The 12,270-nt window shown below is 45.5% G+C and carries 11 protein-coding genes and 2 tRNA genes; 9 read left to right on the top strand and 4 right to left on the bottom strand.

Annotated features, from left to right (window positions below; all coding sequences use genetic code 11):
- The first annotated feature begins 92 nt into the window (after positions 1–92).
- Positions 93–1,019 carry a DMT family transporter gene (locus L1286_RS13705; protein ID WP_235407616.1) on the top strand — a complete coding sequence of 309 codons (927 nt, stop codon included), beginning with the start codon at positions 93–95 and terminating at the stop codon, positions 1,017–1,019.
- On the opposite strand, the gene L1286_RS13700 is transcribed toward L1286_RS13705, so the two are convergent.
- Complete coding sequence (locus L1286_RS13700; protein ID WP_235407615.1) at positions 1,006–1,851, bottom strand: diacylglycerol/lipid kinase family protein; 846 nt, start codon at positions 1,849–1,851, stop codon at positions 1,006–1,008. The genes L1286_RS13705 and L1286_RS13700 overlap by 14 nt on opposite strands.
- Before the next feature lie 247 nt (positions 1,852–2,098).
- Between L1286_RS13700 and L1286_RS13695 the strand changes: the two genes are divergently transcribed.
- From L1286_RS13695 to L1286_RS13680, 4 genes are all read left to right on the top strand, one after another.
- Entirely contained in the window at positions 2,099–2,248 is a 150-nt protein-coding gene (locus L1286_RS13695; protein ID WP_235407614.1) for a hypothetical protein, read from the top strand.
- A gap of 210 nt (positions 2,249–2,458) precedes the next feature.
- Positions 2,459–2,549: transfer RNA gene (locus tag L1286_RS13690), tRNA-Ser, on the top strand.
- Between the two features lie 19 nt (positions 2,550–2,568).
- Positions 2,569–2,661 (top strand) — tRNA-Ser (locus L1286_RS13685).
- A gap of 168 nt (positions 2,662–2,829) precedes the next feature.
- Positions 2,830–3,582: an MBL fold metallo-hydrolase gene (locus L1286_RS13680; protein WP_235407613.1), complete on the top strand. Its 753-nt coding sequence runs from the start codon at positions 2,830–2,832 to the stop codon at positions 3,580–3,582.
- Positions 3,583–3,592: 10 nt separating this feature from the next.
- Here L1286_RS13680 and L1286_RS13675 read toward each other — a convergent pair whose 3' ends face one another.
- Together L1286_RS13675 and L1286_RS13670 are read right to left on the bottom strand one after the other, a co-directional pair.
- Positions 3,593–4,705: an aminotransferase class V-fold PLP-dependent enzyme gene (locus L1286_RS13675; protein ID WP_235407612.1), complete on the bottom strand. Its 1,113-nt coding sequence runs from the start codon at positions 4,703–4,705 to the stop codon at positions 3,593–3,595.
- On the bottom strand, positions 4,692–5,885 hold the full coding sequence (locus tag L1286_RS13670) for a PrnB family protein (protein ID WP_235407611.1): 1,194 nt from the start codon (positions 5,883–5,885) through the stop codon (positions 4,692–4,694). The genes L1286_RS13675 and L1286_RS13670 overlap by 14 nt, the downstream gene beginning before the upstream one ends.
- Before the next feature lie 137 nt (positions 5,886–6,022).
- Between L1286_RS13670 and L1286_RS13665 the strand changes: the two genes are divergently transcribed.
- Genes L1286_RS13665 through L1286_RS13650 form a run of 4 tightly spaced genes read left to right on the top strand, consistent with a single transcriptional unit; the run spans position 6,023 to position 11,652 of the window.
- Positions 6,023–6,484 carry an Lrp/AsnC family transcriptional regulator gene (locus L1286_RS13665; RefSeq protein WP_235407610.1) on the top strand — a complete coding sequence of 154 codons (462 nt, stop codon included), beginning with the start codon at positions 6,023–6,025 and terminating at the stop codon, positions 6,482–6,484.
- A 20-nt stretch (positions 6,485–6,504) separates the two neighbouring features.
- The gene (locus tag L1286_RS13660; RefSeq protein ID WP_235407609.1) at positions 6,505–9,252 is read left to right on the top strand and encodes an ATP-binding protein; all 2,748 of its coding nucleotides are present in this window, start codon (positions 6,505–6,507) and stop codon (positions 9,250–9,252) included.
- Entirely contained in the window at positions 9,204–10,505 is a 1,302-nt protein-coding gene (locus tag L1286_RS13655) for an alpha/beta hydrolase (RefSeq protein WP_235407608.1), read from the top strand. Before L1286_RS13660 ends, L1286_RS13655 begins: the two co-directional genes overlap by 49 nt.
- Entirely contained in the window at positions 10,492–11,652 is a 1,161-nt protein-coding gene (locus L1286_RS13650; protein WP_235407607.1) for a GNAT family N-acetyltransferase, read from the top strand. The genes L1286_RS13655 and L1286_RS13650 overlap by 14 nt, the downstream gene beginning before the upstream one ends.
- Here the strand turns inward: L1286_RS13650 and L1286_RS13645 are convergent.
- Entirely contained in the window at positions 11,629–12,222 is a 594-nt protein-coding gene (locus tag L1286_RS13645; RefSeq protein WP_235407606.1) for a DUF938 domain-containing protein, read from the bottom strand. The genes L1286_RS13650 and L1286_RS13645 overlap by 24 nt on opposite strands.
- Positions 12,223–12,270 lie beyond the last annotated feature (48 nt).

Below are 12,270 nucleotides of genomic sequence, written 5' to 3'. Positions count from 1 at the left end.
AAAAAATCATTTTTCTGTGTCTATTATACACAGAACAACGGAGTAAACTGCTATTCGCTGCAATAATCACGTCAATTAATAAAGGAACAACCATGAGAAACTGGCTGCTATACATCGTTACGGTTCTTATCTGGGGCTCAACTTGGCTGGCAATCGAATTTCAACTAGGCCAAGTTAATGAGGTGGTATCTCTGTTTTACCGTTTTGCTATTTCAGCACTGTGTATGTGGGGATTTGTGATCTGGCAAAAGCGACCTATGATGCAGTTTACTTGGGCTGATCATGGCTTTTTCATGTTATTAGCTGTCGGTAATTTTGGATTGAACTATCTCTTACTCTACTGGGCACAAGGCAGCCTTACCTCTGCAATGGCATCGATAGCGTTCTCATTTATGTTGGTGCTAAATATCTTGAATACCCGACTGTTCTTTGCCAAGCCCATTGCATTAAAAACCTATTTTGGTGCGCTACTCGGGGTATCTGGTATCGTTGCACTATTTTGGCAAGACCTCAATGCCGCGAGTTTTTCATCTGCTACCTTTGTTGGCCTAGTACTCGCACTCACGGGCACTTTTATCGCGTCATTGGGCAATATGGTCAGTATTCGAAACTCTAATCGCGCAATTGGTGTGCTTGAGGGGAATGCATGGGGGATGCTCTATAGTAGTCTGCTACTCGGGATATACGTGTTATTTAGCCCACTGTCATTCGTCGTTCACGCGGACATAAGCTACTGGAGCTCGTTACTCTATTTGGCCATTTTTGGCACCGTGATTGCGTTCGCATGCTACTTTTCATTGCTGAAGAACATAGGACCAGAGCGTGCCAGCTACATCATCGTACTATTTCCTGTCGTGGCAGTCTTGCTTAGCACATGGTTTGAGGGGTTTACTTGGCAAGCCAACACTTTCATCGGATTTGGGTTAATTTGCCTCGGCAACTTGCTAGTATTGCTACCAAAACACGTTGTTACCAAATTTATACGACGCCCTACACCACACCCCATCAAGGCGAATTAAGGACTTTAAATTGCAACAACGCCGCTTTGCACCGCACATTAACTGGGGTTGTTGCAATTAAATCGCCATCGGCTTCAACAGGTAGGCCAGGCGTTTTCACTTCTAGTTGTTGGCACTGTTGTACCGTTACCCAAGGCAGGCGAGTATGCAGTCCAAACAACATCAGTGTAAAGCACACTAACCTTTTATACCAAGCAACCATCGAGATGGTCATTACTTGCAGCATACCATCATCGATGCTGGCATTTGGCGCAGGTGTTAAACCAGCAGCAAAATGACGGCCATTACTAAAAAGACACATCATCGTAGCGTGTGAGCCGTGCCCATAATCAATCACCACCCCTTTGTATCGGACCAACTTTAACGCCCCAGTTAAACCATAACTCAGTTTTCCAAAGGGCTTCTTCCCACCCATTGTTGATACCACGTCCGCGTTAAAGCCGATGCCAGCTATATTAATGAAATAGCGATGGCCGACTTGGCCCACATCAATTTTACGTGCTTTGCCTGAAAATATGGTATCGCGCCAGTGCCGACTGGAATAACCAAACTGTCGGCTAAAGTCATTCCCTGTCCCACACGGCAATAGTGACAGCACAACGTCGGTACCGGCAATGGCATTCACCGCTAAATTGAGTGTGCCATCTCCTCCTAGCACAACCACCTGCGTAGATCGCGAAGCGAGATGCTTAAGTCGCTCAAGATCTGTTTCAAAATGGCCGGAAGTGGCGTACCAGTACAGCTGAATAGCATGCTTTTTTGCTTCTAACTTCAGCCACTGGGCATGGGCCGAAAACTTTTTCCCGCGTTGCGGTCTATAAATGACTAACAAACAAAAACCCCAAAATAATATTATCTGAATAAATATTCACTAGATAAAATAAAATACAAAAAAAGCATTAAAGGCAACGAACGCAAGGTGAATAACTATTCATTAAATCAATAAAAAATCTAAACAAAAAGCAAATTCATTAGATTTTCTAATGCCACGACAGCAATTTTTATCGTTTTAATTTTGTGCAAAATGCATGCAAAATAACCATGTAACCAATCAACAATTCGTCTTAGGAGACAGCGATATGCTTAATACAGCTGCTGCGTGCAGCAACACGCAAACCACGACTAACCCAACCTTAAAAAACATCCCAGCCCCACGTGTTCAATGGATGAGATGGTTGAGCAAAATTGGTCAATCTTTACAATTAAGCTATGTGGTCATGCATAAGTAAATCTGTTGACTTCTACCATGTGGCATCATGAATCGATGCCACATGCACGCCCCAATAGCGTACAACGCGCTTGCATTTCCTTCTTAGATTATCAAAAAGTATAAATTTCGGGCAAAAAATTCAATAACTTCGGTTTTTTGTTTAAATTTTCAGCAAACGATTAAAAAACTATTTACAGCACCCAATTCGATAAGTATTATCTGTGCCCATGGAGAGATGGCTGAGTGGTTGAAAGCACCGGTCTTGAAAACCGGCATACGTTAATAGCGTATCTAGGGTTCAAATCCCTATCTCTCCGCCATTTTAAAAAGTTTTGCGTCGGAGAGGTGGCCGAGTGGCTGAAGGCGCTCCCCTGCTAAGGGAGTATAGGGTTTGTAGCCCTATCGAGGGTTCGAATCCCTCCCCCTCCGCCAGTTCTTTGTGAAGAAACCGTCCTTTGGACGGTTTTTTTATGCCTAAAATCTTCTTCTTCTCGCTTTAACGTGTCCTCTGAAGTCTCTGCGGCAACATTTTTCTCTTCCCAACAACTGGTCAGATGTGTTAACAATAATAATTATGAACCTATACCAGCAAAGACAACCATGCAAATCCACTTCCTAGAAGGTTACATTCAACAAATTTATTTAGTTGAATACCCTGACAAAATCCTGTTACTTGATGGCTGTTGTAGAGCAGATGTGGAGACCATTTGTTGCTTTATTACTGATACGCTTAGGCGTCCATTGGCTGATTTAAAATTAGTCGTTGTCACCCATATGCACCCAGATCATGCCGGCGGCGCACATCTAATTAGAAAGAAAACAGGGGCACAGATCGCCACTGCCAATATTGCTGGTCACTGGTATAGTGGGTTAGATGGCATGTTGATGCATTGGTCTGACATGATTTTGGCATTGTGGGTTGCTGGTAGAAAGAAGAAAGTACGCAAGAATCTGTGGTATGCGCGTAAGCTGCATGCAGACTTTTACATTGAAGACGGCGATGTGTTACCAGGCTTTGAAGACTGGCAAGCAAGGTATACGCCAGGACACACTGACCGGGACTTGTCCCTCTACCATCAGAAACGCAATTGTATTTATGTTGCTGACTTATTTGTCAAAGTGAGGGGGCAGTTTATTCCCCCTTATCCGGTGTTTTATCCCAATCGATACCGTCATTCCCTCGAGTTAGTGAAAAACCTACACCCCAAAACCATTATTTTGGCCCATCAAGGTGAAATTGATTTTCACGATGTCAACTTCACCAAGTTAGAATCACTTGCTCCCAGTGTGCCAGTCACACATTGGCGCTCCGTCAAAGCCAAAACCAAACGGGCGCTAGGCTTGGTTAAATAATCCAATCACCCTAATCGACGAAACGCTGCACAACATCAATGAAGCGCAGTATTTGCGCACGGTCGTTATAAATGTGCGGAGAGACGCGTATCCCATACTTTCTCGCATCCACCGCAATCCCTGCATTTTGCAAGGCCTGAATGCATGCAGGCAGCTGCTCACCAGGATTAATAATGGCGGTGCCAGAACAGTGCTCTGGTTTCCTTGGTGAGACGCACCAAGGTGTTAACCCTTGCCATATTTCCTCCAGCAATTTTATATTGTGGGCTCTCACCTCCTCAATGCCCACTTGTGCAAACGCCCCGATACTATGGCCCGCTAAAATATAGGGTGCTACCGATGGTGTCCCCCCCCAAAAGCGCAGTGCACTGTCGTGCGGCGCAAAGTGATGTATGTCAAACTCAAACGGATCTTGATGTGAAAACCAACCGACATCCTTAGGCTGATATTGTGTAATGTGCTCAGGATTAACCCATAGAAACCCTGCACCTGGGCCACCACACAGCCATTTTACACTTGAGCCAACTACACAGTCAGCCTGCCACTGATGCAAATCAATGGGTAAAATACCCGCAGCTTGCGCAATATCTACCACAACCCGACATCCTAACCTCTTAGCATGCTCAATGATCGGCTGTACAGGTGCTTGTTGGCCTGTATTTGAATAAACATGACTAATGAACACCAAATCATGCTCAGCTGTGACATAACGCTGCCAAGTGTCGAAACAGCTCATATCTTCCGTGTCTGGGATAAAGGTTAATTCAACCTCACTCATGGCCCGTTGTAGTACAAACCCCATACTCGGGAAATCATGTTCACTCAACAGGACCTTAACCCGGCGTTGATGACACTGTGGCAAACTCATCAGCCATTTGGTCAATCCACTAGACAAGTTGGTCTGTGGGCAAAAATGGCTAGCCTGACTGCCTAGTAAATTCGCCAAGGCAGTGCGAAAGCGTTCAACACCTTCTAACCACTGCGCCCAAGGCTCTTGATTTAGCTGCTGCCATGGCGCCATAAATTGGTTGTCAAAGTCACGCTGCGCCGTTTTCATCATGCGGCCTACAGAATGACTCAGCAGATAATCTTGCGTTGGTAAGTGAAAGTCACTCGCTTTCATAGCTACCTCGCTCGTATAACGTGCTTCTCAGTTGTTGAATGTCCTCAAACCGAGTGTCCAGATCATCTCGTTTTGCCGCAGCGCGTTTATCCCTGAGTGTGGCTAATTGTTCGAGTAACACCTCAAGTGGTGGACCGCTGGCGGTGACTTTGTCTAGATGAGTACTGGCCATCGACTTAGCAGGGTAACAAATATATTTTTCAACCAGTTGATTGTGGTGTTGGATAGCCGTATCCCCGTGCAACTTGCATGCTTGCAAAAAAACACGCAGGGCATCCTGATACCAAGTCTGATCGCGAGCGGTCTGCGCCTCTAAAAATGCATCCATAAGATTAGGCAAACGCATGCACTCACGCAGCGTCGCCTGATCTTCAGGCATCATATACAGTAATTTTTCGACCAAAATCTGTGCATAGTCGACGTCATTGGCACGGCATAGCCCCAGCATCATATCGATGACATTAATCCCAGCAAAGTCCCCTGCATTGGCCCCCCGATAGACCTCTTTACCGACTCGATATGGTTTGTAATAAGGTCGCACGACATAGAAAAATGACGCAGTATCCAATTTTTTAAACAACACTTGATTAGAGCCAATCACATCAAGTAACGCACGCTTGACCTCCTCAAATAACATGGGGGTCATTGGGTGCGAGATACCGAGCGGCTGTATTTTTAGCAAAGCTTCTGCCGCCCGTTTGTAGGCTAAAATGCCACGGGTGTTATAGTCGATAAAAAGTTGTTCTGCGGGGTCGCTGGTAAAGCGTTTGTATACCCCGTCAATAGCGGTATTATGCGTGGTGAGGTGTGCAGTAGCAAAGCGCGGCGTTACCCCAATGGAAGAACCAATGTGCATCGCCAAGGCCGACGCGGCCTTTAAAGGCGAACATCGCTCCCTGCTGGGCTCTGTAATTTCATGTCGACGACAGGCTGCCATATACAATCCAACATTCCCAAGCAAATCAAATGCACTGTCAAAGCCTTCGTCGGTGTTTCCTTCAGCGAGCAACGCTTCAATATACTGCTCGCCTTGTCGCAACAATTGTTGTTTTATGTCGTCACCGACCCCTTCAACATTGGCACGATCAGACTGGGTGCGATAGAGCGCTTCTAGCTGATCATTGAGTTCGACAAAATCATTTCTTATCCAGATATCAAAATCTTTTGTTAGTTGCGTCATTGTCAAAATCCTAAAAAATACATCATTGTCATACTAACAAAAGTGCAAGAGGGATATTTGCCAATTATTGATTAATCATTAAACTCAATGAGTGGATTATCAATTTTTTATTCTTAAAAGTAGCAGATTTAACTAATATGCCTGATATCGATAACAAAGATCGTATTTTGCTAAGCGCACTACAAAACAATGCGCGCTTGAGCAATGCCGCCTTGGCTGAGCAAGCCAGCTTGTCCGATACACCGTGCCTAAGACGAGTTAAAAAACTCCAGCAAGATGGCGTGATTTTGGGGTATCATGCAGATATCTCACCGCAAGCGGTAGGCTATTCAGTTCTAGTTTATGCATTTATCCGTCTCACCAAAAACTCTGTACAAGCTGCAGAGTGTTTTGAACAACATGTGGATGTACTAAAAGAAGTGCGCAGCTGCTCTGTGGTCTCTGGTAGTCATGATTATTTGCTCGAAATTATCGCAGCTGACTTACCGAGCTATGAGCACTTTGTGAAGCATAGTTTGGCGAATTTAGACTATATCGCGGCGGTTGAGTCAACCATCGTATTAAAGCAGACCTTCAATAAACGTGGAGTGCCGTTATGACCTTGAAAGGCCATTAATTCATGCAAGTTCAATTTCGCTCACCCGCCCATAATTTTGCCGCCTATGTCCTACTGACTTTGGGTTATTTTGGGTTTGGTAAGCTCTTCACATCATTCGCCTTTCAAAATCAAGTATTGCCAATTTGGTTACCTGCTGGCATCGCGTTAATTGGGTGCAGCCTCTGGGGTTGGCGATTTGCCCCAGCCATATTTGGCGCATCAGTGCTTTTCAATTGGACCACCTATTTTGGCTTTCAAGCGCCGATTAACAATTACACCGATGTTTTACAAGTCATCATTGTCGCAACAGGCGCGGTTCTGCAGGGCATGATAGGTGGTTACTTAATGCGTCTCTGGCTGGGTGATCCACTGTTAATGCGCTCTCGGAAGTACATTGCCTACTATGTGTTACTGGTGGGTATTTTGGTTAATCTCGTGTCGGCCAATATCGGAATGCTCTCACTGAGCCTATTTAATCCTCTGTATGCCTTTTCACAACACTGGCAAAACGTCATAGCATGGTGGTTAGGTGATAGTTTGGGTATTTTGATCTTTACCCCCCTGCTATTGATGCTACTCAACTTAACCGTCTTTGCTCAGCGCCCCTATCAACACAAGCGCATTATGTTTGCGACCTGTGCCATATTATTTATGTCGGTCACAGCGACCACCCACTTGTATAACTTAGGCAATTTGAATGCGGCAAAACGAGAAGCTCAGCGCGAAATCAACATCATTGAAAACTTAGTGTTGCGCCACGTCAATCTCAGTATGTTAGCGGTACAAGGGATGGCTGCTAAATTGCAGTCGTTACCAGAATTTGACTCAAACAAGTTTCAACAAGTTGCCGAGCAGCAGCGTCAACGCTACCCCTTTTTATTTGCGCTTTCTTGGGGACAAAGAGCTGCACAATCACAGCTTCAACAGATGCAAGTTGCGCTTGATCAGCTTTACCGAAATGAAGTAAAAATCAAAGGAGTCCCCCTGAATCCAACCGATCCCCTCGTTATCGTCAAATACGTATCCCCTCAAGCGGAGAATTTCACCTCGTTGGGGTTTAATGTTTACTCGCGAGCGAATCGCAAAGCTGCGCTGGAAGACCCTGAAATCATCTTGCAACCCCGCGCCACTAATGTCGTCAAATTAATCCAGACGACGCCAGCTCAATCCGCTTATGTGTTGTTTTCACCTGTATTTCAACCAAGTTCTGGGCAGCAAGATAGCCATGCTGACATTACCGGATATGCCATGGGTGTGGTACAAACCGATGTACTACTGAACTCGGTATTAAAAACCACACAGGCCAACAACTATGACTTAGCCTTCTTTGATGGCAACAGCGACATCCCCTTTTTTAGCAATCACGATACGACACAAAAACCGTACCATGCTAATACCCATTATTACACACAGATCCAATTTGCAGGCCAAACATGGCGACTCACGCTGGCGATTAAAGATAGCTTCATCAGTGCACTGAATCATCAACAAACAATTTGGCTATTGACCTTGCAACTCAGTATTTGTGCGTTAATCACTTTTATTGTGCTGCTGTATAATTATCAAAACAATGCCCTCAATCACTTAGTGGCAAAACGTACCGAGTCATTAAACCAAGCCTTACAAGATGCGCAACAAGCAAATAAGGCAAAAAGTCGCTTTCTTGCCAATATGAGCCACGAAATTCGCACGCCGCTCAATGCCGTAATTGGATTTGCTTCATTGACACGCACCACAGAGTCGTTAGATGTCTTGCAAGGCTACGTCAACAATATCAATATGGCCGCCAAGACACTGCTTCACTTGGTCAATGATATTCTCGACATCACAAAAATTGAGTCGAATAAGCTGCAACTAGCCCATCATAACTTTAACCTTCAAGACTTACTTAAACGCATGGATAGTCTCTTTGCCACAAGTGCACAAGCGAAAAACCTCAGCTGGAAACTCCATACCAATGTTGCGCATGCCGTATGGTTAAAAGGGGATGAATTACGCATTGAACAAATACTTATTAATCTATGCAGCAATGCCATTAAGTTCACCGAATCAGGCCAAGTTTCACTGCATTGTGAAATAGTCGAAAGTGCCTCAGATTACCGCGTACAATTTAGTGTCACCGACACTGGAATTGGTATCGAGCAAAGCCAATTACAACGGGTTTTTGCACCGTTTTCTCAAGCAGATAGTTCGACATCGCGACGCTATGGCGGCACCGGGTTAGGACTGGCCATTTGCAAAGAGTTGTGCGAATTAATGTCAGGGACCCTGAGTGTCAACAGTACACCGGGGGCAGGAAGCCAGTTTAGCTTTAACTTACGATGCCCGTTTGGCGATGCATCCAATGCACAGATTCCGCAATTTGATCTTGAACGCATCAGTAAACTCAACATTTTAGTGGCGGAGGATAACCCGGTTAACCAAATTGTCATTAAATCCATGTTGGACTCATTTAACGTGCACTATCAATTGGTCCCAAATGGCCAACAAGCCGTGGCACGTATTCAAGAACAGCAATTTGACTTAGTGTTGATGGACTGCCAAATGCCGGTGCTAGATGGTTATCAAGCCACCTCCACGATTCGCCAAACGCATGACCAAAGTCGCTTACCCATTGTCGCATTAACTGCTGATGTCATGCCTGAGGATAAAGCATATGCAATTGCCATCGGCTTTAACAGCCACCTTGCAAAACCCCTTGATCGCGATAAGCTAGGAGCATGTTTAGATTACTACGCAAAATTATGCTCAAAAAATTCATCGGCTTAATTGCAATTGTCAGTGCAGCAGGGGCCACAGCACAAGATTGCACAACACTGCCAGCTAACCACCAGCTATTTATTGAAGGTAAACAGTCTGGTGAGTATCGTGTCGCCCATGATCTCGGCGATGTGAGCATCACAGTCAGCGATAACCTGACCTTTGCGCAGTATGTCAAAAAGTCCAGAGCTTTAATCTCTGCACGCAACAAACGCGCTCAGCTGCCTTGCCCATTACCTGGCTTGGTGAATATGCAACACGATGCTACAAGGGTTGTCGATCACCTTGCCCCCTATCAGATGCGACAGGCAAATAATGAAAAGGCCGTGCTGTTGATCCACGGCCTCACAGATTCTCCTTACATTTTCAATGCCATTGCAAATGACTTGTATAGACAAGGTTTCAATGTGCGCTCCATGCTGCTGCCTGGTCATGCCACAGCAGCAGATGACCTGCGAAGGGTGAGTAATAAAGACTGGCACACACATGTGCAATATGCCATTGCCCGTACAGCCGCCGACTTTAAGCAGTTTGCGATTATGGGGTTTTCAACCGGTGCAGCACTGGCCACCATTGAGGTTGCTCACACTCAGCCGAAAAACCTGACAGCCTTGGTTTTAGTTGCCCCAGCGACAGCATCACATAATAAAAAAAGTTGGATGGCACAATGGGTAGATTGGGTACCATGGATGGACTGGCTTGATCAAGACGCTGATTTAGACTTCGCCAAATATGAGTCGTTCCCGCTTGCTGCCGCTGCACTGGTACATAATGTGATGGTTGAAATGATGGATACGACGCTGCCGGATGATCTGCCAATATTAACCATCATGAGTGATGTTGATGCCACCATAAACAGTCAAGCAACGCTGCGTTTACTTAACCGGTGGGCCAAAAACCACACCGCCCCTATCGATTTACGGCTCTACTCACAAAATGGTATGGCAGTTGACGAGCGTATCAACGTGACGCAAATCAGTCAGCTAGAAAATGTCGTTGATATGTCACATGTAGGCTTACTGCTACCGCAAAACCACCCTTATTACGGTAGACACGGTAGTTACCGCCACTGCGGTAGTTACTTTGAAAACGAGGCGGCCTTTAAGGTTTGTAAAACAGCCCCAAATATCACCTTTGGCGAGCACCATGACAACAACAAAGCAATGCACCAACCATTGGCACGCGTCACCTTTAACCCAGATTACGCAGGCCTTCGCGCGCAACTAATGGCGTTTTTGGAGTCCCATATTGACAAGTCATGATTTTGAGCACCGATTTATCGATGCCGTCGCGAAAGTCCCTAAATCTGATTGGCAACAATTGGCAGGCACCGCGCTGTTCACCAGTTATGAATGGCTCGATGCATTAGAGCAAAGCCGCTCGGTAGGTGGCCACTCGGGATGGCAGCCTCATCATTTGGTGATATATCAAACAGGTAAAGCTAGGCCGATTGCCATTTTACCAGGCTACCTAAAGAGCCATTCTTATGGTGAATACGTATTTGATTGGGCATGGGCGGAAGCCTATGAACGCCACAATATAACGTATTACCCGAAATGGCTCAGTGCAGTACCCTTTACCCCTGTTGTGGGCTCTCGGTTGCTGTGTCAAACGCCAACCGACACACTACATCAGTATATTTTAACAGTGCTCAACGACGCAGCGTCCCAACATAGCTGGTCTGGATTTCATATTAATTTTCCCCACAACAATGAGGACTGGCCGGCCGAGCAGTTGATGAAACGCCATGGCGTCCAATTTCACTGGCATAACCGCAACTACGCCGATTTCGATGCATTTCTAGTATCATTAAAAGCACGTAAGCGAAAAATGATCAAAAAAGAGCGTGCCCAAGTGAATCACAGCAACTTGCAAATCCGGTGGCTACATAAAGCGCAAATTACGCCTGAAGTAATTGCCCAGTTTTACCTTTGTTACTGCCAAACTTATCGCAAGCGTTCGGGGCATAATGGTTATTTAACCCAACAGTTTTTTACCTTGCTGTTTGCCAATTTACCGGACAATACCGCCTTATGCTGCGCTTATCGGGCTAACCATCAACATGATCCCAGCGCCTTCATCGCCGCCAGTTTATACTTAATAGACGAAAACACACTGTATGGCAGATATTGGGGCGCACTAGAAGAAAGTGAGCACTTACATTTTGAATTATGTTACTACCAGGGCATAGAGTACGCGATCTTCCAGGGCTTGCAGCGGTTTGATGCAGGGGCGCAAGGTGAGCATAAGCTATTACGTGGGTTTGAGCCTGTGTATACTCACTCATATCATACCCTTGTTCATCCGCTATTTAAGCAAGCGGTTGCTGAGTTCATCCATACCGAACGCGCCCAACTGGCACAGTATTATCAACAATGCCAAGCCCTACTGCCGTTTAAAGAACAATAAACGATTATTCGCTGGCATCGCGTGATCGGTCACCAATGTCAGCTCTGCTGCTGCAGCCAATTCACATATCCATTCAATATCTCTAATACCGCTGTCAGGGTCTCGTGTTTTTAAAAAAGTATCAAACTGGGCGTTACTCTGGGACGTAAACTGACCGTGATAATTAAACGGTCCATAGATCGCTAATTTGCCATGCGGCGCTAAGTGTTGCGACACCCCAGTGAAAAAGCGTGCCACCAGTCTTGTCGACACAATGTGCAACGTATTTGCAGTATATATTGCAGGTACTTCCGTGATGGGCCAGTGCGCCATATTGAGATCCAGAACAAGCGGCAATTTCAAATTACTGAGGCTGGCTTCTTTACACCAACAGGTAATCCCATCGTGGTTGTGCGCCAAATCAGAAGTTTGCCACTGAAGAGACGGCATCGATGCTGCGAAGTGCACTGCATGCTGTCCTGTACCAGAGCCTATTTCCAACACATATGCAGCGTCAGCAAAGAACGGACGCAGTTTTTGCAATATGGGATCTTTATTGTTTTCACATGCTTGGGAGAAGGGTTTTGTCATTTTGCACCTAAATTGATCAAATACGCGCCTAATTGATGCAACTTTCTG

The organism is Pseudoalteromonas sp. SMS1 (genome assembly GCF_021530565.1).
GTDB lineage: Bacteria > Pseudomonadota > Gammaproteobacteria > Enterobacterales > Alteromonadaceae > Pseudoalteromonas.
This window is presented reverse-complemented; position numbering and strand designations above follow the sequence as displayed.

What these genes read in the sequence shown, in the direction of transcription:
- L1286_RS13675 (WP_235407612.1), bottom strand. Translation starts at nt 4,705, where the DNA reads ATGAAAGCGAGTGACTTTCACTTACCAACGCAAGATTATCTGCTGAGT.
- L1286_RS13670 (WP_235407611.1), bottom strand. Translation starts at nt 5,885, where the DNA reads ATGACGCAACTAACAAAAGATTTTGATATCTGGATAAGAAATGATTTT.
- L1286_RS13645 (WP_235407606.1), bottom strand. Translation starts at nt 12,222, where the DNA reads ATGACAAAACCCTTCTCCCAAGCATGTGAAAACAATAAAGATCCCATA.
- L1286_RS13705 (WP_235407616.1), top strand. Translation starts at nt 93, where the DNA reads ATGAGAAACTGGCTGCTATACATCGTTACGGTTCTTATCTGGGGCTCA.
- L1286_RS13680 (WP_235407613.1), top strand. Translation starts at nt 2,830, where the DNA reads ATGCAAATCCACTTCCTAGAAGGTTACATTCAACAAATTTATTTAGTT.
- L1286_RS13655 (WP_235407608.1), top strand. Translation starts at nt 9,204, where the DNA reads ATGTTTAGATTACTACGCAAAATTATGCTCAAAAAATTCATCGGCTTA.
- L1286_RS13665 (WP_235407610.1), top strand. Translation starts at nt 6,023, where the DNA reads ATGCCTGATATCGATAACAAAGATCGTATTTTGCTAAGCGCACTACAA.
- L1286_RS13660 (WP_235407609.1), top strand. Translation starts at nt 6,505, where the DNA reads ATGCAAGTTCAATTTCGCTCACCCGCCCATAATTTTGCCGCCTATGTC.
- L1286_RS13695 (WP_235407614.1), top strand. Translation starts at nt 2,099, where the DNA reads ATGCTTAATACAGCTGCTGCGTGCAGCAACACGCAAACCACGACTAAC.